This is a genomic window from Labrys sp. (in: a-proteobacteria), from assembly GCF_047605565.1.
GTDB lineage: Bacteria > Pseudomonadota > Alphaproteobacteria > Rhizobiales > Labraceae > Labrys > Labrys neptuniae.
Map to the genome: position 1 here is coordinate 24,677 of NZ_JASGFM010000027.1, position 21,365 is coordinate 46,041.

Genomic DNA, 21,365 nt, shown 5'->3' on the forward strand with positions numbered 1-21,365 from the left:
GAGCGGGAACGGAGAGCCGATCATCGGCTGAAACTGCCCTGGCCCTCGGCATTCAGGTAGTTGACTACCATCGTCCTCGGGCCACTTCCCTCGCCCTGGAACTTGACTGAAGACAAGGAACCCTCCGGCGCATTCTCGCCGTCGGGCTTCAAGGCAAAGACATCGCCATCCCAGTGGCGGAGAGGGAATTTCATCGGGCGCGGGCCGAGCAGCAGGACCAGATGGTCACCCTCGACCTGCACCGTACCGACCTCGAAATAAGGGCTCGCATAGGCGCCGGCGTAACTGGCAAGCGGCCTGGCTGGTTTGGGATGGGCTGGCGGAGCCTCGCCCACGAGGTCGCCGATCGGCTTGAAAAAGCCCATCATGTGCTGATGCATTAGGGTATACCAGTCCCGCGTTTCCTCGCCATATTGCACGATGTCCATGAAGCGGGCTGCGATGGCCTCGGCGGCGCCGATCGGCGCGCCATTGGTCAGGACCACGATGCCGACATCGGCCGAAGGCAGGATCTGGAAGGTGGTGCCCGCCCCCAGCAGGAACGCGCCCGAATGGCCCATGGAGGTCCGACCATTGGCATTGACGTTCACATTGAAGCCATAGCCGTAGAAGCTGGTGCGCGCATCGAGCGTCTCGCCGCGCCCGCCCACTGCCTGGGGCGTCAGCGCCGGCAGGATGGCCTTGGGCGCCATCAGCGTTTCGCCGCCATATTTGCCGCCCGCGAGCAGCAATTGCAGCCACTTCGCCAGTTCCGTGACATTGGAGGAAACCCCGCCCGCCGGCGCCTGCTGGTCGGGATCGCGATCATAGCGGGCCTTGAACTCACCACCCTCGAAGGCATGCAGAACGGCACGGTTCCGTTGTGCCAGGAAATCCTTGTGAAGATAGCTGGTCGACCGCATGCCCAGAGGCTGGAAGAGCAGCCGATCGGCCAGGACCTCCCAGCGCTCGCCCATGGCGGCGGCGACTGCCTCGGCCCCGATCGTCGTGCCGTAATTGGCGTAATGATAGGAGGTCCGGAAGGGGTCGAGCGGCATCAGCCGGAGTCGCGGGATGATGTCCCTCCGCTCAAAGCCGAGATCCTCCAGATCGTCCCCGGCCGCTTCCGGCAGGCCCGAACGATGGGCAAAGAAATCCCCGATGGTGGCCTGATTCGAGACATAGTCGTTGCCAAGCAGGAAGCCGGGCAGATAGGTGCGGACGCGATCGTCCCAACTGATGGCCTTGCCGGCCATGGTGCCCTTGGTCATCGCGATCGCGGCGATCGTGGCGGAAATGGACTTGGAGACCGACGCGACCTGGAACACCGTGAATTCATCGACCGGCTGGGTTTTGTCGTCCTTGACGCGTTCGCCGTATCCCTTTGCGAACACGGTCTTGCCGCCGTGCACGACCGCCACGGCGATACCGGGGACATGTGACTGAGCCCTGACGTCACGAACGATCTCAGGCAAGCCGGCGATCGCCTTCTCGACGCCGCCCTTGTAGAGCGGCATGGCATCCTCGGGCGGCGACGGCCCGATCTCCGGCTTGAGCGACTGAGCGACCGCCATAGCCGACAGCATCGTCGAACCGGCGACGACGGCTGTCATCAGCGAATGCCGCAACCGAGAGCGAACTTTACTACCCTGGTGACATATAGGCATCGCCGAATTCTTCCGATGACATGAGAAAGACTCCGACCACCCTGCCCTTTTCAGTTTATTTTTGCCAGCGTGAAATAGCCCGCCAAGCTGTATTCGATCAGCACGGTTCGCTGTACGAAATTTACTACGAATTCAACGCGTGAAAGATGGGCGCGACTGCCCTCCCGGACATGCGTTATGTCGCATGATGGGCGATAGCTTGCACCATCTCGTCGATGTCCCGGTCGTGGATTTCGTGCCCGCCGCCTTCGATCCGGTGCAACCGCGCATTCGGCACGGCCTTGGTGAAGGCCTCTCCATGGGCAATGGGAAACAAGGGATCGGACGTACCGTGGATCGCAAGAACCGCTATCGTGAGATCGGAGGCTTTCAGCCTTGCGGGTTCCTCCCCGCCCACCAGCGCGAAATGGTTGGTGGCGCTGGCAAATGACGGCGCCCGAGCCATGTCGCGCGCAATCAGCGCACTGACGGCTTCGGCATCATGCGGATGCCTGGTGCCGGCGAGCATGGCAGCATCGCGGCGCAGGAAATCGGCGATGGCCCCGAGATCGGACCAGTCGACTGCCTCGCCCGCCGCGGAATGCTCCCGATAGGCTTTGGTCGAAGGCGGCAGTCCCTCGACCGCGAGCGGCGAGGTGCTGATCAGCGTGAGCGTAAGCACGCGGCGGGAATGGCGCAATGCGGTCTCCTGCGCGACGAAACCACCCATCGACATGCCGACCAGATGCGCCGCTTCCAGGCCATAGCCGTCGAGAACCGCCATGACGTCGTCGGCCAGATCGCTGAAAGAGTAGCCGGGTTCGCCTTGCGGATAGTGGGTGGCGAGGCCGGTGTCGCGCTGGTCGTATCGGATCACATAATGTCCCTGAGCGGCCAGGTCCCGGCAGAACCTCTCCGGCCACCACAGCATCGAGGACATCATCCCCATGATCAGCACGATGGGCGGGCTGGATGGCGCGCCGAAAGCCTGCGTCTGAAGTTTCGCGCCTTTGACTGCGACCGATTTCTCGGTGACGCGGGATGATCCGGCCCATTCCATATACACCATCCTTCTGCTTGCATATCGCAACTGGATTCGACATTGCATATCTGGTCCTATTATGCAATCAGTTTGTGGCGAAGGACCTGGTATGCTCCGGCCTTCGGGCCGTCCAGTATTCGGCAGCGGGATGCGCTTCTCATAGCCACGACAGAACCGGATGGACCTCATGGCGTTGGACTGTGCCGATTTCTACGACGCGGAATTGTCCCGGCATAATCGCCATTTACGGGCCGCCGCCAGTGTCGGCCCAGGCGACCGGGTGCTCGATATTGGTTGCGGTGCCGGCCAGACCACGCGCGAAGCCGCCAGCATCGCGGTGGAAGCGGGTGTCGTCGGCGTCGATACGTCCGCCGAGATGCTCGCGATTGCGCGACAACGCAGCCTGGAGGCGGGCTTGAGGAACGTCGCCTTCGAACAGGGCGACGCACAACACCATGCCTTTCCGGCTGCCGTCTTCGATTTGTGCATCAGCCGGTTCGGCGTGATGTTCTTTGCCGATCCGGCCGCCGCCTTCGCCAATATCGCGCGGGCCCTGCGCCCCGGTGCGCGCCTGGCATGGATGGTGTGGCAAAGCCAGGAGCGCAACAGGTGGTCGGGCGCCATCAGGCAGGCACTGGCTCCGGGAGGGGTGATTTCCGTCGATGCCGGCAAGCCGTTTTCACTCGGGGATCCTGCAGTGGCCACGGCGCTTCTCCGCACCGCCGGCTTCACCTCGATCGACTTCGCTGAAGTGAACGAGCCGGTCTTCTACGGGCCGAATGTCGATGCCGCCTTCGATGCCATCGCCGGCCTCTATCTGGTGAAGGACGCGCTCGCGCGCACGGACGAACCACCGGATCGGCCCCTGCAGCGGCTTCGAGATCTGCTGGACGCCCATATGACGGCCGAGGGCGTGCTTTTCGACTCGCGCGCCTGGATCATCAGCGCCGAACGGGCGAGGGATTAGTGGAAATGACAGGGTGAGGGGCAATTTGCCCCCAGCCCGCGCCAGCCAGGGCGCCTTGCAGAACGATCCGCCATTCTTGCTTGCCGTCGCAAGGCCCCGGCGGTGTAGAAGGGACGCAAAGGACTTTGCTTGCCCGATGATTCCTGACGATCTTCCAATATTGCTGCGTCGCCGCACCGCCACGACCATCGGCGCCGTCGTTCTCGGCCTCGTCGCCCTTGCCTTCACCTGGACAGCCGACCAGGCCGCGAAGCTGTTCGAGCTGATGGTAGCCAAAGCTCCCTATGCGCCACTGGTGGTGACGCCCCTCGGGCTCGCTCTCCTGGCCTGGCTCACGCGTCGTTTCGCGCCCGCAGCGCGGGGCTCCGGCATTCCCCAGATAAGTGCCGGCGCCCGCGATCCCCGTCATGCCGTTGCAACCGGCCTGATCTCCATGAAGGTCGCCGTCTTCAAATTCGCGGCGACGGTCGGCGCCATCCTGGTCGGCGCTTCGGTCGGTCGCGAGGGACCAACGGTGCAGATCAGCGCCGCAATCATGGCCTTCATGCATCGCCTGCTGAAGATCGACCTGTCGCCCGCGGTGATCATTGCCGGTGGGGCGGCAGGGGTTTCCGCTGCCTTCAACACACCGCTCGCCGGCATCGCCTTCGCCATCGAGGAACTCGCGGCCTCCTACCACCAGCGCCTCGCTCTGCTGGCCATGGCGGCCGTGATGATCTCGGGCCTGGTCAGCCTGGGCATTGCCGGCGACTACATCTATTTCGGGTCCGTGCACGAAGCGCTGCCGCTCGGCGCCGCCCTGCTCATCGCGCCGCTGGCCGGCGTGATCGGCGGCATCACCGGCGGCCTGTTCTCGCGGGCGATCCTGGCCTTCGGCGCCACGGCGCTCGCCCCGATTGCGGCGCTACGTCGTCGCCCTATCCGCCTTGCCCTGGTCTGCGGCCTCCTGGTTGCAATCCTCGGCGTACTCAGCCAGGGCGCCACCTGGGGCACGGGCTATGAGGTCGCCCGCCGGCTGGTGGAATCCCACGCCGAGCCCCTCTGGTTCGGGCCGGCCAAGTTCCTCTCGAGCCTGATCACCGTGCTGTCCGGCGTGCCGGGCGGGATTTTCGCACCCTCGCTCGCCACGGGTGCGGGAGTCGGCAATCTGATCGCCCTCGCCTTTCCCGATCAGCCGCTCGGCGCCATCGTGCTTCTCGGCATGATCGGCTATTTCGTCGGTGTGGTCAGGGCTCCGCTCACCGCCGTCATCATTATTTCGGAAATGTCGGACAGCCGCGCCATGGTGCTGCCCCTGCTCGCGGCCGCCATCATTGCCGACGGGGTCTCGGCCCTCATCTGCCGGGAAAAGCTCTACCACGCCCTGGCCAAGCCCTTCCTGGCGCCTGGCAACCGGACAGACGACAATGAAGTTAAGGCCTGATTCAGCTTGTTGCCGAATTGTAATGATCGAAGCGAGATCAATGACTTTTCTGAATTTCCTTCAACAATTTTTAAGCGAGCCCTCCTAGCCTGCAGCTCACATGGTCATTCGAATTGTGTGAGCGTACCCATGACCGAAACTCTTCGCCCTCGGGTGAAATATGTCATTGGCCCCGACGGCAGCCCCCTGACCGTTGCGGACCTGCCACCTCCCGGTACCCAGCGCTGGGTGATCCGGCGCAAGGCAGAAGTGGTGGCCGCCGTGCGCGGCGGACTTCTGAGCCTCGAGGAGGCCTGCAACCGCTATGTGCTGACCACCGAGGAATTCCTGTCCTGGCAGGCCTCGATCGACCGCCACGGCCTGGCGGGTTTGCGTACCACGCGCATCCAGCATTATCGTCAGTAGACTCGGGATCAGGCCTTCCGGCCTGCTCTTTCCACTTGCTGCGGATACGACGGTCCAAGAGCAGGTTGCGATGATCAAAAGCCGCAATCTGCTCTTTTTTGTCGCGCGGCGCGCCACATCTCCACGGCCTATAATAGCCTGTCGATCTGCGAGATCGGGTTCATGCCCCCCGCACAAAGGGTCTTGGCGTCATACCAAGGCTCGACGATGCCGACCGGGCGAAGCATGACCTTCCTGGACATGACCTTCCTGGAAACGCTGGCGTCCTCGCCCGCTCTTTAAAGCGCTCAGGCCGGCCGATCGGAAGGGAGGACGGACGCCAGCGACGCCACGAATAGACAACGTCCGGACGCCTTGGGTTGGCCTGTCCAGCGCTGCGAACGCTTCGCTGTCGTCTGCCCATCGCCGGGATTTCCGCCGGGTGCACCGACGTCGGGGCCTGGAAGAGTTCGGACGCGCCTACGCCAGAGATGGCCCGGAACTTGCTTGACTGGAGGTCTATTCACACAATCGCGGCGATTGCATGAAGACCGTCCCACGGCAAAGGCCCAGCGACAACGCGACGTCGAGCGGGGGCATGGTCGTCGCGCCGCACTGGCTCGCCACAGAGGCCGGGGCAAAGGTCCTCGAACAGGGGGGCAATGCCATCGAGGCGCTGGTTGCCGCGAGTGCGGCACTCTCGGTCCTCTATCCACATTTTTGTGGTCTCGGCGGAGACGCGGTTTGGCTTGTTGCCGATCGCGCGGGCTCTGCCACCGTCTTCCTGGGTATCGGCCAGGCGGCGAGGTTCATCCCCGATCTGCCTGCCATCCCGCTCCGCGGGCCGCTTTCGGCCATGACGACGGCGTGCCTCGTCGACAGTTGGGGACAAGTCCTCGACCACTCCCACAGCCACTGGCAGGGCCGATTGTCCATCACCGGCCTGCTCGACGACGCCGTCGCGCTGGCACAGGACGGCTTCGACGTCGGTCCTTCTCAAGAATTCTGGCATCGTTTCCGCGCAAGCGAGGTCACGCAATGGCCTGGCTTCCAAGAGATCTTCTCCCGGGACGGCATACAGCGCCAGCCGGCTTTGGCGAGTTCGCTGCGCGCCATAGCCGATCGCGGCGTGCGCGAGTTTTACGAAGGCGAGCTGGGCGCGCGCATCGCGTCGGGCCTCCGGGCCGCCGGTTCACCCCTGACTGCCGCGGATCTCGCCAGCACCCGCACACTCCGTGAGCAGCCGCTTATGCAACGCTATCGCGACGTGACCCTTCTTGCGCCGCCGCCGCCGACGCAAGGCGCGACGACGCTTGCCATCATGGGCGTCTTGTCTTCCTTCGATCTGGGCCGGCTCGACCCTGCCTCGGCCGAATTCTATCACCTCCTCGTGGAAGCCGTGAAACGGGCTTTCCTCGATCGCCCATCGATCGCCGATCCCACCTTCACGGATGTGAATATCGTGCGGTTGCTCGATGGGCGCCGGTTGGCTGCGAAGGCACGCTCGATCGATCTCGACAGGGCGTTGCCTTGGCCGCCCCCCTTCCAGACCGCCGACACGGCCTTCCTGGCGGCGACGGACAGCGCGGGCAGGAGCGTCGCCATGCTGCAGAGCCTTTATTTCGACTGGGGCAGCGGCGTCGTCGCCGGTGACACCGGCATCCTGTGGCAGAACCGCGGCGCGGCCTTCAGCCTCGATCCGGCGAGCCCGAACTGCATCAGGGCCGGCAAGCGTCCCTTCTACACATTGAACCCCGGTATCGCCTTGAAGGACGGGCGTCCTTGCCTGCTCTACGGCACTCAAGGCGCCGACGGACAGCCGCAGACCCTCGCTCTGCTGCTTTCGCTGCTGATCGACCACGGGCTCGATCCGCTTGCGGCGCTATCCCGGCCGCGTTTCCTTCTGGGACGCACCTTCTCGGACAGTCGCGACAGCCTGAAGATAGAGGCCCATGCCGGAGATTTACTCCTTGCCGAGCTTGCGGACAGGGGACATCAGGTGGGCCGGATCGAACCCTTCAGCCAACTCGGCGGACATGCCGGCATCATTCGCCTCCGACCCGACGGGACGATCATCGCTGCACATGATCCGCGCAGCGATGGCGGGGCGATCGGTCTTTGACGATGAACATTCCCCCAGCCGACCTGCTTATCCGCAATGCCCGCCTGCCGACCAGTGAGGAACCGGTCCACTTGGCGATACGGGATGAGGCGATCGTCGCGATCGGGCGAGAACTTCGCTGTGAAGCGGTTGAAATCGTCGACGCCGACGGTGCGCTGGCTTGCGGCGGCTTCGTCGACAGCCACATCCATCTGGACAAGGCCTGTATCCTCGATCGCTGCCGCATCTGCGAGGGTACCTTGGCGGAGGCGGTGCGCGAGACGGCAAGAGCCAAGGCGTCCTTCACCGAGGCGGATGTCTATGCACGGGCCGCTGGCGTCGTCGAGCAGGCCATCATACAAGGCACCATGGCGATGCGCAGCTTCGTCGAGGTCGATCCGCGCGCCGGCTTGCGCTCCTTCGAAGCCGTCAAACGCGTTCGCCGGGATTACGCGTTCGCCATCGATATCGAGATCTGCGCCTTCGCGCAGGAAGGGCTCACCAACGAGCCGGAAACGCTAGGTTTGTTGAACGAGGCCCTGGCGGGCGGAGCGGATCTGGTGGGTGGCGCTCCCTACACCGATCCCGATCCGGCTGGACAAATCAGCCTGATCTTCGACCTCGCGCAAGCGCACGGCGTCGCTGCCGACTTCCATCTCGATTTCGATCTCGCACCCGAAAAGAGCAATCTGCCCGTCGTCCTGAAGGAAACGATACGACGCGGTTGGCAGGGACGCGTTTCGCTCGGACACATGACGAGCCTTTCGGCGCGGCCGTTGCATGAGGTTGAAGCGATCGCGACAGGGCTCCGGGAGGCCGGTATTGCAGTGGTGGCCCTACCAGCCACCGACCTGTTCCTAAATGGCCGCGAGTATGAGCGACTGGTGCCGCGTGGGGTCGCTCCGACTCATATTCTGGCCTTGAGGGGCGTGAATGCCTCGATCGCCACCAACAATATTCTCAACCCCTTCACGCCATTTGGCGATGCCTCACTCCTCCGCATGGCGAACCTCTATGCCAATGTCGTTCAACTTTCGCGCACCGAGCATCTGCGGCTCGTATTCGACATGATCGGTCCCCTTGCAGCGCGCGGAATGCGGCGCGCATCCGGCCTATCGGTTGGAGCGGCAGCCGACATCGTATTGATCGACTGCGAGACGCCTGAACAGGCGATACGCGAGAACAGCCGCGTGATACGAGGCTGGAAGCGCGGTCGCCCGACATTCCGTACGACGAGGCCGGAGATCATTCGTCGAGATTACTGATGTCGCCGGGCTGCAACGCCAGAGGCAGTCGAATTCCCCAGTTGGAGCAAACCGCATTTGGACCGAAACGCTTGTTGCTAGCCCCGCAAGTCCTTGCGCAGGATCTTGCCGACATTGGATTTCGGCAGGTCGTCCCTGAATTCCACGAATTTCGGTACCTTGTAGCCGGTGAGATGCTGCTTGGCATAGGCGCGCACCGCCTCGACCGTCAAAGCGGGATCGCTCCTGACCACGAAGGCCTTGGGTGCTTCGCCGGCCGCGCCGTCTGGCACGCCGATCACCGCTGCTTCCTTGATCCCCGGCATCTTGGCCAGCACGTCCTCCACCTCGTTGGGGAAGACGTTGAAGCCCGAAACCAGGATCATGTCCTTGCGCCGGTCGACGATGCGGAAATAGCCGGCTTGATCCATCACGGCGATGTCGCCGGTGAGGATCCAATCGCCGCGCATCACCTTGGCCGTCTCGTCCGGGCGGCGCCAATAGCCGGCCATCACCTGCGGCCCGCGCACGGCGAGTTCGCCGGGCATTCCGAGCGCCACCTCGTTGAAATCGTCATCGACACATTTGACATCGGTATCCGGCAAGGGAACGCCGACAGCCCCATTATGCCCCGACCCGAACGGGTTGAAGCAGACGACGGGCGACGTTTCGGTCAGGCCGTAGCCCTCCCCCACCGGCACGCCGACGGCCTTGTGCCAGCGCTCGGCGACCGCAGCCTGCAGGGCCGTGCCGCCGGCGATGCAGACCCTGAGATGGGGCTTGGGCATGGCGGTGAACCAGGCCTCGTTCAGCAGGCCGTTATAGAGCGTGTTGACGCCGGTGATGTAGCTGACCGGATATTTCTCGAAAGCCTTGCGCAGATTGCTCAGGGGACGCGGATTGGGCACCATCAGCACATGGGCGCCGCGCGCCGTGAAGGTGAGGAAATTCACGGTGAAGGCGAAGATGTGATAGAGCGGCAGCGCCGTCATGATCACATCGTCCCGCGTGAAGGCGCCGCCCCCGAAGGCCAGCACCTGCAGGACATTCATGACCAGGTTGCGGTGGGTAAGCATGGCACCCTTGCTCACCCCGGTGGTGCCGCCGGTATATTGCAGGCAGGCCGTGGCCGAGGCGTCCATGCCGGCGGTGATGTCCGCGACCTTCAAGCCACGCGCGAGCTTGGCCTGGCCGAGTGCCAGGGCCTGCCTGAGGCGGATATGCGGGAAAGTCGCGGCGGGAATCTCCTTGCGTACATGTTTCTGCACCAGGCCGATCACGGTACGCGGCCAGCCCGGGAAGAATTCGGCCGCGCCGATCAGGACCACATGCGGCACCTTCACCGTTGCGAGGGTCTTGGCGGTGCGGTCGGCGAACATGTCGATCACCACCAGCACCGAAATGCCGCCATCGGCGAAGACAGCGCCCGCCTCCTCGGCCAGGTAGAGCGGGTTCACGTTGACCAGTACGCAGCCTGCCTTGAACACGCCGAAAGCGACCACCGGATAGGCAAGCCCATTGGGCGCCTGGATGGCCACGCGCGAGCCCGGCGGCAGTTTCAGCTCGGCGTGCAGATAGGCGGCGAACTGATCCGACAGTCGATCGGCCTCGGCAAAGCTCAGCGAGCCATGCATTCCGTTGGGCATGACGCAGGTGTAGGCGGTCTTGCGCGGGGTCTCGCGCGCACTCTGGACGATCATGTCGCCCAGCAATCTGTAGGGCACCTCCCCGACATGCGGTTTCATGTCTCCGTCATAGGCCGCCAACCATGGCCTTTGCTCAGACGAAACCGCCGTCATGATTCCTCCCAATCCGTTTATGGTTGACGATATCATGACGGAATTGTCGCGTCGGGCAAGCTGGCTCGAAACGGACGCACATTAATTCGGGGGAACGAAGTAGAATTCCGTGGTCAAGCCCGACAGGCGCTCCGGACGCTGCTTGTCCCCCGTCGCCTCCTTCACCTCGGCCGTCACCCTCTTCATCAGGGTTTCGACCTCCACACCCGGCGCGCCGACATTGTCGAGAAAGGCGCGGGTGAAGGGAGAGTTGCGCCCGGTGCCGTCCGCCGCCACGTCATTGGGCTGGGTGGCGAACACCACCAGCGTATCGGGCGAATCGACCGTGATGCGGGCAAGCCCGCGCGTCTCCGCATAGGCCCGATTCCGCGCCTTCAGCTGAGCCTTGAGGGCATCGGCAAACGGATTGTTGCGGCAGCCGTCCAGAAAGACCAGCGTGGTCTTGGCCTGCGTATCCACGGTCTGCAGCAGACGCTGCAGCGACACGTTGAACTGCTGGACATCGAACAGGCTGCGCACCCTGGTATCGACAGGCAGCAGCCAGTTCTCGCCATCCACCTGCATGGCGTGGCCGGAATAGTAGAAGACGGCGACATCGGCGCCCTGCGCCTTGGCGACGAAGCGCTCCACCGTGTCGGAAAAGCCCGCGAGAGTGAGGTCGTAGCCGGTCACCACCTCGAAGCCGAGCTGGCTCAGGCGAGCGCTGACATCGGCGGCATCGTTGTGGGGATTGGCAAGGGGAGCCTGCGGATAGGCGGCGTTGCCGATCACCAGGGCAACGCGGCGCTGCGCCTTGATGGCCGCGAGCGCGCCGGCCATGGGCGCCACATTGGCGCCGGACGGCGGAACGGATGCTGCCGCGCCGGACTTCTCGACGGCGGCCAGCAGGTCGCGCGTGTTCAGGAAGTCGGACTTCTGGGCGAGGATGTTGCGGAAATCCGCCGCGGCCAGGTCGAGCTTGCCGAGTTCCTTGTAGGCCTGGCCCCTGCCGTAACGCGCGTTGAGATAGGAGGGATCGAGGTCCAGCGCCTTGGTGAAATCGGCGATTGCGTGCTCATAGTCCTTTTTCAGGCCATAGGCGCCGGCCCGCCCGCTCCAGGCGAGGACGGTATCCGGCTGGAGGGCCAGAGCACGGTCGTAGTCGGCGATCGCCTCGTCGAAGCGCTTGGCGAGTACGTAGTTGTTGCCGCGATTGACGAGGGCATTGACATAGGTCGGATTGAGCTTGAGCGCCTGGGAGAGATCCGAAATCGCCCGGTCGGTCTGCTTGAGTTCGGCGTAGACATTGGAGCGGCCGCTATAGGCGTTGAAGAACTTCGGGTTGATGCGGATCGCCTCGCTATAGCTCTTGATCGCCTCCTCGTAGCGGCCCTGGTTGAAATAGACGTTGCCGCGGCCGTGATGGGGATTGGCATCGCGCGGATCGAGCTTGATGGCCTGTCCGAAATCCTGGAGGGCCAGATCGTTTTCGCCGCGCCAGAAATGCACGTTGCCACGGCCGACATAGGCCGTCTCGTTCCTCGCATCGAGGCGCAGCGCCTCGACGAAATCGGCCAGCGCCTCGTCATAGCGCTGCAGGCTGACATAGGCGTTGCCACGGTTGGAAAAGGCATAGGTGCGAAACTGCTCTCGCCGTCCCTCGGGCAGATCGAGAAACTGCGTGCAGGCTTTGACGCTGGCTGCCGGGTCCTTTGCGATGGCCCGGCAACTCTGCCAGAGCGCCTCGACGGCGGCCGGCGCCGTCCTGGCTGGCGCGATCGTCGGCATTGCCCACAAGGCACCGACCAGTATCGCTACCGGGATCAGCCGTTTCCCGAGCTCCATGGCAATCACCTCGTTCATGAAAAAGGCATGATGAAATCAATGGCTTGCGCAGGCTGTTCCATGCACAACACCAGACCATGCCCGAACTTGGCATCGCTGTCCAAAAGGAAGGGGCGGACCTTGCCTGGGACAGGGCCCATCCCTGCCCTAATGCGGTTCACTTAAGCATTTTCGAATCTGCTCGCCCCTTGTCATTGCCGGGCCTGACCCGGCAATCCAACTCCCCGACGATTTGTGCGTGCGGCTTTCTGGGTAGCCGGGTCAAGCCCGGCTATGACAAACTCGCAGTGGCTCCTGCCTAAGTGGACCGCATTACATCCCCGCTCGGTTTGCGAAAGCGAGCGTCAGCCCATCTTCACCATGACGTGGCGCGCCACGGTGTAATCTTCCAGGGCATACATCGACAGGTCCTTGCCATAGCCGGAGGACTTGACGCCGCCATGCGGCATCTCGCTCACCAGCATGAAGTGGCAGTTCACCCAGGTGCAGCCATATTGCAGGCGCGAGGCCATCTGCATGCCCCTGGAAATGTCGCGGGTCCACACCGAGGAGGCCAGGCCGTAGTCGGAATCATTGGCCCAGCCGAGAGCTTCCTCGACATCGCCGAAGCGCGTCACCGAGACCACCGGCCCGAACACCTCGCGCCGCACGATCTCGTCGCTCTGCAGGGCCCCTGCGACCACGGTGGGTTCATAGAAGAAGCCCTTGCCCGCCGCCTGGTGGCCGCCCGTGGCGATCTCGATATGCTTGTGCTCGGTGGCCCGCTCGACGAAGGAGGCGACGCGCGAGCGCTGTCGCGCCGAGATCAGCGGGCCGATATCGTTCTCGTCATCGTTGGGCTGGTTGTATTTCAGCCCTTTCACCGCACCGGCGAGCTCGGACACCAGATTGTCGTAGATCTTGCTGCCGGCATAGATGCGGCAGGCGGCGGTACAGTCCTGGCCGGCATTGTAATAGCCGAACAGCTTGACGCCCTCCACCACGGCCTCGAGATCGGCATCGTCGAACACGATCACCGGCGCCTTGCCGCCGAGTTCGAGATGGGTGCGCTTGACCGTCTTGGCGGCGGCCTGCAGCACCTTCTTGCCGGTGGCGATATCACCCGTCAGCGACACCATCGCGACCTTGGGATGATGGATCAGGGCATTGCCGACGCTCTCGCCGCGCCCGACCACGACATTGACCACGCCCTCCGGAAAGATCTCCGCAATGCTGGTGGCGAGCTTGAGCAGGGTCAGCGGCGTCTGCTCGGACGGCTTGATCACGATGGTATTGCCGCCCGCCAGGGCCGGCGCCAGTTTCCAGGCCGCCATCATCAGGGGATAGTTCCAGGGTGCGATCGAGCCGACCACGCCGACGGCATCGCGCCGGATCATCGAGGTGTGCCCGGCCAGATATTCCCCGGCGACCAGCCCGTGCATGTTGCGCACGGCGCCAGCGAAGAAGCGGAAGCAATCGACGACGCCGGGGATCTCGTCCTGCAGCACGCGGATGCGCGGCTTGCCGCAATTGAGCGCCTCCAGCGTGGCATAGGCCTCGGCATCCTTCTCGATCGCATCGGCCAGCTTGAGCAGCAGGGCCGAGCGCTCGGCCGGGGTGGTGCGCGACCAGCCGGCGAAAGCCGCAGCTGCCGCCTCCACGGCCTCGTCGACCTGTTCGACGGAAGCTTCGGGAAGGTCGACCAGCGTCTCCTCGGTCTTGGGATTGAGCACCTTTTCCGGCGCCTCGGTGCCGGGCACGAATTTCGAACCGATCAGCATTTTGGTATCGAGCATGGCGATCTCCTTGGGCATTCCAGAAGCGTTTTCCAGAAAAGTCGACGGACTTTTCGCTTAAGAAAACGTGTCAAAACAAAGAGTTTGAGCAAGGTGCGATTGAGAGATCGCACCTTGCTCAAGAGGCCTGGTCATTTGCCGGAGCCGGCGACGTTTTCGCCTTCACGGGTGAGGTAATAGGCGGCCAGGATCGGCAGAGCGGTGACGAGGATGACGATCACCGCCACCACATTGGTGACCGGGCGCTGACGCGGCCGGATCAGTTCCGACAGCATCCAGATCGGCAGGGTCTGCTGCTGGCCGGCGGTGAAGGTGGTAACGATCACCTCGTCGAAGGACAGGGCGAAGGCCAGCATGCCGCCTGCCAGCAGGGCCGTGCCGATCGAAGGCAGCACGACATGGCGGAAGGTCTGGAAGCCGTCGGCTCCAAGATCCATCGAGGCCTCCATCAGCGAAGGCGACAGGCGGCGGAAACGCGCCACGGCATTATTATAGACGACCACGATGCAGAAGGTGGCGTGGCCGAGCACGATCGTCCAATAGGAGAACGGGATATCGGCCAGGTTGAACGCGGCCCGCAGCGCAATGCCGGTGATGATGCCCGGCAGGGCGATCGGCAGGATCAGCAACAGCGAGATGGCTTCCCGGCCGAAGAAGCGGGTGCGCGACAAGGCTGCCGCCGCCAGCGTGCCGAGAATGATGGCGAGGAAGGTCGAGACCAGCGCGACCTTCACTGAAAGCCCCAGCGCAGCCCAGACATCGGGCCTGTTCCAGGCCACGCCGAACCATTTCAGCGTGTAACCCGGCGGCGGGAACTCGAAGCTGCGCTCCTCGGTGGTGAAGGCATAGAGGATGATGAAGAGAAGCGGCAGGTGCAGGAAGAGCAGGCCGGCGGCAGCGGCAAGGCGCAGGCCCAGCGGTGAGCGGTTCTCGGTCATGGTGCCCTCGCCGGAACGCCGATAGCTGGCGACAGGGTTGCCGCAGGCCGAATGCCGGCGGGCACCGATACGCCGGTCGTACGAGATGATGGGCCTGACAAAAGAGCGCGACATAGGAGTCCCCTCGCCCCGTACTTACGGGGAGAGGATAGAGGTGAGGGGCTACGGAGCGCGTCATTTTGTGCGGTCGCGCCGCCCCTCATCCTTACCTTCTCCCCGTAAGTACGGGGCGAAGGGGTGGCTGACGTTGCGTCTTTGCGCCTTGAGCTAGCATTCATGGGCACGATACCCGCGCTCTCTTTGCGATCACAGCGCATCGAAGGCCCCCAATCGTTTGGCGACGGTGAGGAAGATGCCCATGATCAGCACCGGCACCACCGAAAAGGCTGCGGCCAGCGGGATGTTCCCTGCGGTGCCCTGCTGGGTGTAGACGACCTGGCCGAGGATCAGCGAGGACGGTCCGACGATCTGCGGCACGATGTAGTCGCCGAGGGTGAGCGAGAAGGTGAAGATCGCCCCGGCCACCAGGCCGGGAAAGGCCAGGGGTAGAATGACCTTGCGAAAGGTCTGGCCCGGGCTGGCGCCGAGATCGCCGGAGGCCTCGATCAGGGAGCCGGGCACACGCTCCAGCGCCGCCTGTACCGGCAGGATCATGAAGGGTGTCCACAGATAGAGGAACACCAGCACCATGCCGGTATAGCTCACCGAGAGGGAGGGTCCCCCCAGGATAGGCAGCGACAGCCAGGCCTCCAGCAACCAGGCCAAACCAAGCTTGGCCATGATCCAGCCGATCACGCCTTCCTTGGCCAGCAGCAGCTTCCAGGCATATACCTTGACCAGATAGCTCGACCACAGCGGCATCATCACCGCGATATAGAACAGCGCCTTGATACGACCGCGGGCATAGCGGGCGGCATAGTAGGCGATCGGGAAGGCGATCACGGCGGAGAGCAGCGTCACCACGGCCGAAAGGCTCACCGTGCGCACGATGATGTCGAGATTGGAGGGCGACAGCAATTCGCCATAGGTCTTCAGCGAGGGCTCGCGCACGATGGTGCCGGAGAACTCGTCGATCGAAAAGAAGCTCTGCGCCAGCAGGGCAAAGAGCGAGCCGAGATAGACGATGCCGAGCCAGAGCAGCGGCGGCACCAACAGGAGCAGGAGATAGAGCCCGCGCCGGGCGACCAGCACATCCGAGATGCGCCGCAGAAGACCGTCCCGCGGGGCTGGGAGGATAGCGAGGCTCATCACGCGTCCTCCATCAGGTGCAGGGCCTGGCGGGGAAAGCTGACGCGCACGGCCGCGCCCTGTTCGGGCGGCGTGCCGATGGCGGCGGGAATGGCGGCGCTGAGGCGGGCGCCGTCATCGGTGCGCAATTCCAGGCGATTGACGGCGCCATGGTAGAGCACCTGGGTCACGGTGCCCGGCACCACCACGGCATCGCCGGCGGCGCCGACCCCCTGCGGTAGCAGGGTGATCTTTTCCGGCCGCAGGCTGGCCGCGCTGCTCATGCCGATCCAGCTCTGTGTCCGGTCCGGCTCGATCACATTGGACGACCCGACGAAATCGGCGACGAAGCGGGTGCGTGGCCGCTCATAGATGTCCTGCGGGCTGCCGACCTGGGCGATGCGCCCCTCGTTGAACACGGCGACGCGATCGGCCATGGACAGGGCTTCGCCCTGGTCATGCGTGACGAACACGAAGCTGAGGCCGAGGGAACGCTGCAGCGATTTGAGCTCGCCTTGCATCTCCTCGCGCAGCTTGAGGTCGAGGGCACCGAGCGGCTCGTCGAGCAGGAGTACCTTGGGCCTGACCACCAGGGCGCGGGCGAGCGCCACGCGCTGGCGCTGGCCGCCCGAGAGCTGTCCGGGCCGGCGGTCTTCCTTGCCCGCGAGCTTGACCATGGCAAGGGCCTCGCGTCCCTGGCGGTAGCGCTCCTGCCTGGCGACGCCGCGGATCATCAGGCCGTAGCAGACATTGTCGAGAATGTTGAAATGCGGAAAGAGGGCATAGTCCTGGAAGACGGTGTTGACCGGGCGCCGATACGCCGGCATGCCCTCCACCGCCTCACCGAAGATCTCGATATGGCCCCCGGTCGGCTGCTCGAAGCCCGCGATCAGGCGCAGGCAGGTGGTCTTGCCCGAGCCGGACGGCCCCAGCATGGCGAAGAATTCGCCGGGCGCGATGTCGAGATCGACGCCGTCGACCGCCTTGACGCTGCCGAAATGGCGCTGGACGCCGCGGAACGAGACGGCCGGAGTGGTGCTGGTTACAGCCATGAGGATACCTCAAGGACGGGGGACACAACCTGGGCTGGTTCAGCCGCCTCTGTCTGGACGAAAATTTCATGACCCGCACGGGCACAAAGGCAAGGCGCTGGTACGCCGATCTTCAGATCGGCATGCCCTGGAGAAAGTGCGATTTCCGTGGATCGCACTTTCTCTCTAACTCTTTGTCTTGACGCGCTTTCTTAATCGAATTGGCTCGACCTTTGTCATTGCCGGGCTCGACCCGGCAATCCAGCCCCCACGAGCGCTGTGGGCGGGGCCGCTGGATGCCCGGATCAAGTCCGGGCATGACAAAGATAGCACTTCGAGTATTTCCGAATAAGCGCCTTCGTCGCGCGCGCCTGCCTCAACGCCCGCCGATCACGGCGATATAATCCGTGACCCAGCGGTAATAGGGCACGCAGGCGCTCTGCGTGGTGCATTTGGCCACCGGGGTGCGCCAGAACTTGATCTTGGGGAAATTGTCGAAACCGTTGGTGGCGCAGCCCGTATCGGTCAGCAGCGCATTGCCTTTGCAGGCCGCCGGAACGGAGGGAAGCGAGCCGAACCAGGCGGCGACATCGCCCTGAACCTTGGGCTGGATCGAATGTTCGAGCCACATATAGGCGCAATTGGGATTGGCGGCATCGGCGGCCATCATGGTGGTATCGGCCCAGCCCGTCGCCCCTTCCTCCGGCACGGTGGAGGCGATCGGCTTCTTGTCGGCCCGCATCAGATTGACCTGGAAGGGCCAGGAACCGGAAGCGACCACGCCTTCGTTCTTGAAGTCGTCGACCTGGATGTTGGCGTCGTGCCAATAGCGCTGGATCAAGGCATGCTGCTGGCGCACCAGTTCGAGCACCGCCTTGTACTGGTCCTCGTTGAGCTCATAGGGATCCTTGATGCCGAGCTCGGGCTTCTTGCTCATCAAATAGAGGGCGGCGTCGGCGAGGTAGATGGCACCGTCATAGGCCTGGATGCGCCCCTTGTTGGGCTTGCCGTCCGGCAGGTTCTGCGGCTCGAACACCACGCTCCAGCTCTTGGGCGCTTCCTTGAACACGTCGCTGTTGTACATCAGCACATTGGGGCCCCACTGATAGGGCACGCCGTAATGCTTGCCGTCGACCGTGTGCCAGGGCGCGTTTTGCAGGCGCTCGTCGACGGTCTTCCAGCTCGGGATCAGCGAGGTATCGATCTCCTGCACGCGCTTGCCGGCGACCAGGCGCAGGGAGGAGTCACCCGAAGCGGTGACGAGGTCGTAGCCCCCCTCATTCATCAGGGCGACCATCTCGTCGGAGGTGCTGGCGGTCTTCACATTGACCTTGCAGCTGGTCTTCTTCTCGAAATCGGTGACCCAGTCATAGCTCTTGTCGGTGTCGCCGCGCTCGATATAGCCGGGCCAGGCCACGATGTTGAGCTGGCCCTCCCCCTTGCCGATCTCCTTGGCGAGCGCCGGTACGGCTACTGCCGTAATACCCGCCAACGCCACAACCCATCTAAGCCTGGACATGATGCTTTTCCTCTGGTTGCCGTCCGTTCGAATACAGGGCGAATTCTTGATTGCGGCGAGCATGCCTTGGAAAAGCCACAGGCGCCACACCATTCGGGAGATCGATGATATCGGTTTTTCCGATATCATCGCCGAGTGATCGTTTCGCTGCATTTCGGCTGCCTTGAGCAAAGTCGCTTCGACCGAAATGCCTATCTCCTAAGCTCTTGGGCCTGACGCATCCTGGCGCTTCTCGACGTTCCGTCGAGCTGCACAACGCTCTAGCTGCGCCCTCTCCCCGCCCGATAGGTGCGCGCCACGGCGACGAACTGCGTGGCGATGGCATCGAGCGGCGAGCCGCGCCGCCAGCCGATCACCACTTCCACCGGTGACAGGGCCTCGGCAAGGTCGCGGGCCTCGATCTTGTCGCCTTCCAGCGACCAGGGCCGATAGGTGAGGTCGGGCAGGATGGCGACGCCGGCCCCCGTCGCCACCAGGCTGCGGGCGGCCTCGACCGAGCGGGTGCGGATGGCGACCGGCGGCCGCACACCGGCCCGCCGCCAGGCATATTCGGCAGCCTCGGCGATCTCGTCGAGCATCAGGAGCACGAAGGGTTCCTCGGCGAGATCCACGATGCCGATGCTCTCGGCCTCCGCCAGGCGATGGCCGATCGGCAGCCAGAGACGATAGGGCGAGGCTTCCATCGTCTCCACATGCAGGGCGGCGGAGCTGCGCTCGGTGCCCGCCACCATCACGGCAACGTCGAGCTCGCCGCCCACCAGCAGATGGTCGAGATAGTCGCGGCTGTCCTCGATGATATCAACAGCGACATGCGGGAAGGCGCGGCGGAAGCGGGCCAGCAGATCGGGCAGCACATAGGCGGCCACCAAAGGCGTCACTCCGACGGCAAGGCGCCCCTCGATCGGCGCCGTTTCCGAGCGCAAGGCACGGCGGGCATCGGCGATCTCGGAGAGGATCTTGCGGGCATGGCGCAGGAACTGGTGCCCCTTCAGCGTGAGCTCGACGCCATGGGAGCGCCGATCGAACAGGGGAAAGCCGAGATCACCCTCCAATTCTCGGATGGCTTCCGTCACCGTCGATTGCGAAATCGAAAGCTCGTGCGAGGCACGCGATACCGCGCCATTCTCGGCCACCGCCACGAAATATTGGATTTGCCGGAAGGAGAATGCCATGAGGGCAGTGAGCACAACGCGAATGGGAAATAAAGACGGACGTGGCCGATAGCAGCGACATCGTCATCATCGGCGCCGGGCCGGCGGGCCTGATCGCCGCCGAAAAGCTGGCCGAGGCCGGGCATGGCGTGGCTATTTATGAGCGCATGCCCTCGCCGGCCCGCAAGTTCCTGATGGCCGGGCGCGGCGGGCTGAACCTCAGCCATGGCGAGGATCTCGATCGCTTCCTGACCCGATATGGCCCGGCCCGCGGCGTCCTAGAACCCGCCCTGCGTGCCTTTGCACCCGGCGATCTGGTCGCCTGGGCCGAGGGATTGGGCGAAAAGACTTTCGTCGGTTCGAGCGGGCGGATCTTTCCCGAAAGCTTCAAGGCCTCGCCGCTGCTGCGGGCCTGGCTGGCCCGGCTGGCACGCTTGGGCGTGACCTTGCACAGCCGCCATTGCTGGACGGGGTGGGATGACGAAGGAACGCTCATTTTTCGCGGGCCGGACGGCGACGCCGTCAGCCGCAAGCCCCGCGCGACTCTGCTGGCCCTCGGCGGTGCCTCCTGGCCGCGCCTGGGTTCGGATGGCGGTTGGGTCCCGCTACTGCGCGGCCGCGGCGTCACCGTCACCGAGTTCGCGCCGTCGAACAGCGGTGCCGAAATCACCTGGAGCCGGGCCTATGCGGAGAAATCGGCTGGCGAACCGCTGAAGCGCATTGCCATTTCCATCGCCGGCACCACGCACCGCGGCGAGGCCGTCGTTACCGAGCAGGGGTTGGAGGGCGGCGTGATCTATGCGCTCTCCCCTGTCATCCGCAGCGCGATCGCCACACACGGCCATGCCGAGATCGGCATCGACCTGCGCCCCGATCTCGACGAAGCGGCACTGGCCCGCCTGCTCGAACGGCCGCAGGGCAGCCAATCCCTTTCGACCTATCTGCGCAAGGCCGCCAAGCTGGCGCCGGCGGCCATCGGCCTGCTGCGCGAGGCCACCGGCAACATGCTGCCGCGCGATCCCGTCCCCTTGGCCCGTCTGATCAAGCATGTTCGCTTGAAGGTGACGGCGCAGCGCGGCCTCGAACGCGCGATCTCCAGCGCCGGCGGTATCGTGCTCGACGAGGTCGACGGCCATTTCATGCTGCGAAAGCTTCCCGGTGTCTTCGTCGCCGGCGAGATGCTGGACTGGGAGGCGCCGACCGGGGGCTACCTGCTGCAGGCCTGCTTCGCCACCGGGGTGGTGGCGGCGAGGGGCATCGAGGCGTGGTTGGCGACAAACTAAGAGGCGGACAAGATGTCCGCGGTCCCAGCCGC

General features: G+C 64.2%; 16 protein-coding genes. 6 read left to right on the top strand and 10 right to left on the bottom strand.

The features are described from left to right. Positions 1-20 precede the first annotated feature (20 nt). Both QM672_RS21675 and QM672_RS21680 read right to left on the bottom strand, forming a co-directional pair. Positions 21-1,592, bottom strand: coding sequence for a serine hydrolase (locus QM672_RS21675; RefSeq protein WP_415085033.1), 1,572 nt, complete (start codon positions 1,590-1,592; stop codon positions 21-23). A gap of 229 nt (positions 1,593-1,821) precedes the next feature. After that, on the bottom strand, positions 1,822-2,685 hold the full coding sequence (locus QM672_RS21680) for an alpha/beta fold hydrolase (RefSeq protein WP_415085035.1): 864 nt from the start codon (positions 2,683-2,685) through the stop codon (positions 1,822-1,824). A gap of 169 nt (positions 2,686-2,854) precedes the next feature. Here QM672_RS21680 and QM672_RS21685 point away from each other — a divergent pair, with 169 nt between their 5' ends. From QM672_RS21685 to QM672_RS21705, 5 genes are all read left to right on the top strand, one after another. Beyond that, complete coding sequence (locus QM672_RS21685) at positions 2,855-3,634, top strand: class I SAM-dependent methyltransferase (protein ID WP_367625091.1); 780 nt, start codon at positions 2,855-2,857, stop codon at positions 3,632-3,634. Positions 3,635-3,770: 136 nt separating this feature from the next. After that, positions 3,771-5,057 (top strand): chloride channel protein, encoded by a 1,287-nt coding sequence (locus tag QM672_RS21690; protein WP_415085038.1) that lies wholly within the window; start codon positions 3,771-3,773, stop codon positions 5,055-5,057. 129 nt (positions 5,058-5,186) lie between these two features. Beyond that, the gene (locus tag QM672_RS21695; protein WP_068297942.1) at positions 5,187-5,462 is read left to right on the top strand and encodes a DUF1153 domain-containing protein; all 276 of its coding nucleotides are present in this window, start codon (positions 5,187-5,189) and stop codon (positions 5,460-5,462) included. A 577-nt stretch (positions 5,463-6,039) separates the two neighbouring features. Beyond that, the gene (locus tag QM672_RS21700) at positions 6,040-7,563 is read left to right on the top strand and encodes a gamma-glutamyltransferase family protein (RefSeq protein ID WP_415085040.1); all 1,524 of its coding nucleotides are present in this window, start codon (positions 6,040-6,042) and stop codon (positions 7,561-7,563) included. Between the two features lie 2 nt (positions 7,564-7,565). Continuing rightward, positions 7,566-8,807 carry an amidohydrolase family protein gene (locus tag QM672_RS21705; RefSeq protein WP_415085042.1) on the top strand — a complete coding sequence of 414 codons (1,242 nt, stop codon included), beginning with the start codon at positions 7,566-7,568 and terminating at the stop codon, positions 8,805-8,807. A gap of 77 nt (positions 8,808-8,884) precedes the next feature. On the opposite strand, the gene QM672_RS21710 is transcribed toward QM672_RS21705, so the two are convergent. From QM672_RS21710 to QM672_RS21745, 8 genes are all read right to left on the bottom strand, one after another. Further along, positions 8,885-10,531, bottom strand: a complete 1,647-nt coding sequence (locus tag QM672_RS21710) for an AMP-binding protein (RefSeq protein ID WP_367625087.1) — start codon at positions 10,529-10,531, stop codon at positions 8,885-8,887. A gap of 135 nt (positions 10,532-10,666) precedes the next feature. After that, a complete protein-coding gene (locus QM672_RS21715) occupies positions 10,667-12,409 on the bottom strand; it encodes a tetratricopeptide repeat protein (RefSeq protein ID WP_415085044.1) in 1,743 nt (580 codons plus the stop codon). A 344-nt stretch (positions 12,410-12,753) separates the two neighbouring features. Further along, on the bottom strand, positions 12,754-14,184 hold the full coding sequence (locus tag QM672_RS21720) for a gamma-aminobutyraldehyde dehydrogenase (protein ID WP_415085045.1): 1,431 nt from the start codon (positions 14,182-14,184) through the stop codon (positions 12,754-12,756). Positions 14,185-14,315: 131 nt separating this feature from the next. After that, complete coding sequence (locus tag QM672_RS21725; RefSeq protein WP_322434324.1) at positions 14,316-15,122, bottom strand: ABC transporter permease; 807 nt, start codon at positions 15,120-15,122, stop codon at positions 14,316-14,318. A gap of 306 nt (positions 15,123-15,428) precedes the next feature. Continuing rightward, the gene (locus tag QM672_RS21730) at positions 15,429-16,370 is read right to left on the bottom strand and encodes an ABC transporter permease (protein WP_068297923.1); all 942 of its coding nucleotides are present in this window, start codon (positions 16,368-16,370) and stop codon (positions 15,429-15,431) included. After that, positions 16,370-17,401: an ABC transporter ATP-binding protein gene (locus QM672_RS21735; RefSeq protein ID WP_415085047.1), complete on the bottom strand. Its 1,032-nt coding sequence runs from the start codon at positions 17,399-17,401 to the stop codon at positions 16,370-16,372. Before QM672_RS21735 ends, QM672_RS21730 begins: the two co-directional genes overlap by 1 nt. 355 nt (positions 17,402-17,756) lie before the next feature. After that, entirely contained in the window at positions 17,757-18,899 is a 1,143-nt protein-coding gene (locus QM672_RS21740) for an ABC transporter substrate-binding protein (protein ID WP_311932834.1), read from the bottom strand. Positions 18,900-19,159: 260 nt separating this feature from the next. After that, positions 19,160-20,071 (bottom strand): LysR family transcriptional regulator, encoded by a 912-nt coding sequence (locus QM672_RS21745; RefSeq protein WP_415085049.1) that lies wholly within the window; start codon positions 20,069-20,071, stop codon positions 19,160-19,162. A 41-nt stretch (positions 20,072-20,112) separates the two neighbouring features. Between QM672_RS21745 and QM672_RS21750 the strand changes: the two genes are divergently transcribed. Then, the gene (locus tag QM672_RS21750; protein ID WP_415085051.1) at positions 20,113-21,333 is read left to right on the top strand and encodes an NAD(P)/FAD-dependent oxidoreductase; all 1,221 of its coding nucleotides are present in this window, start codon (positions 20,113-20,115) and stop codon (positions 21,331-21,333) included. Positions 21,334-21,365 lie beyond the last annotated feature (32 nt).

What these genes read in the sequence shown, in the direction of transcription:
- QM672_RS21720 (WP_415085045.1), bottom strand. Translation starts at nt 14,184, where the DNA reads ATGCTCGATACCAAAATGCTGATCGGTTCGAAATTCGTGCCCGGCACC.
- QM672_RS21700 (WP_415085040.1), top strand. Translation starts at nt 6,040, where the DNA reads ATGGTCGTCGCGCCGCACTGGCTCGCCACAGAGGCCGGGGCAAAGGTC.
- QM672_RS21705 (WP_415085042.1), top strand. Translation starts at nt 7,566, where the DNA reads ATGAACATTCCCCCAGCCGACCTGCTTATCCGCAATGCCCGCCTGCCG.
- QM672_RS21680 (WP_415085035.1), bottom strand. Translation starts at nt 2,685, where the DNA reads ATGGAATGGGCCGGATCATCCCGCGTCACCGAGAAATCGGTCGCAGTC.
- QM672_RS21685 (WP_367625091.1), top strand. Translation starts at nt 2,855, where the DNA reads ATGGCGTTGGACTGTGCCGATTTCTACGACGCGGAATTGTCCCGGCAT.
- QM672_RS21695 (WP_068297942.1), top strand. Translation starts at nt 5,187, where the DNA reads ATGACCGAAACTCTTCGCCCTCGGGTGAAATATGTCATTGGCCCCGAC.
- QM672_RS21735 (WP_415085047.1), bottom strand. Translation starts at nt 17,401, where the DNA reads ATGGCTGTAACCAGCACCACTCCGGCCGTCTCGTTCCGCGGCGTCCAG.
- QM672_RS21740 (WP_311932834.1), bottom strand. Translation starts at nt 18,899, where the DNA reads ATGTCCAGGCTTAGATGGGTTGTGGCGTTGGCGGGTATTACGGCAGTA.
- QM672_RS21690 (WP_415085038.1), top strand. Translation starts at nt 3,771, where the DNA reads ATGATTCCTGACGATCTTCCAATATTGCTGCGTCGCCGCACCGCCACG.
- QM672_RS21745 (WP_415085049.1), bottom strand. Translation starts at nt 20,071, where the DNA reads ATGGCATTCTCCTTCCGGCAAATCCAATATTTCGTGGCGGTGGCCGAG.
- QM672_RS21725 (WP_322434324.1), bottom strand. Translation starts at nt 15,122, where the DNA reads ATGACCGAGAACCGCTCACCGCTGGGCCTGCGCCTTGCCGCTGCCGCC.
- QM672_RS21715 (WP_415085044.1), bottom strand. Translation starts at nt 12,409, where the DNA reads ATGGAGCTCGGGAAACGGCTGATCCCGGTAGCGATACTGGTCGGTGCC.
- QM672_RS21710 (WP_367625087.1), bottom strand. Translation starts at nt 10,531, where the DNA reads ATGAAACCGCATGTCGGGGAGGTGCCCTACAGATTGCTGGGCGACATG.
- QM672_RS21675 (WP_415085033.1), bottom strand. Translation starts at nt 1,592, where the DNA reads ATGACAGCCGTCGTCGCCGGTTCGACGATGCTGTCGGCTATGGCGGTC.
- QM672_RS21730 (WP_068297923.1), bottom strand. Translation starts at nt 16,370, where the DNA reads ATGAGCCTCGCTATCCTCCCAGCCCCGCGGGACGGTCTTCTGCGGCGC.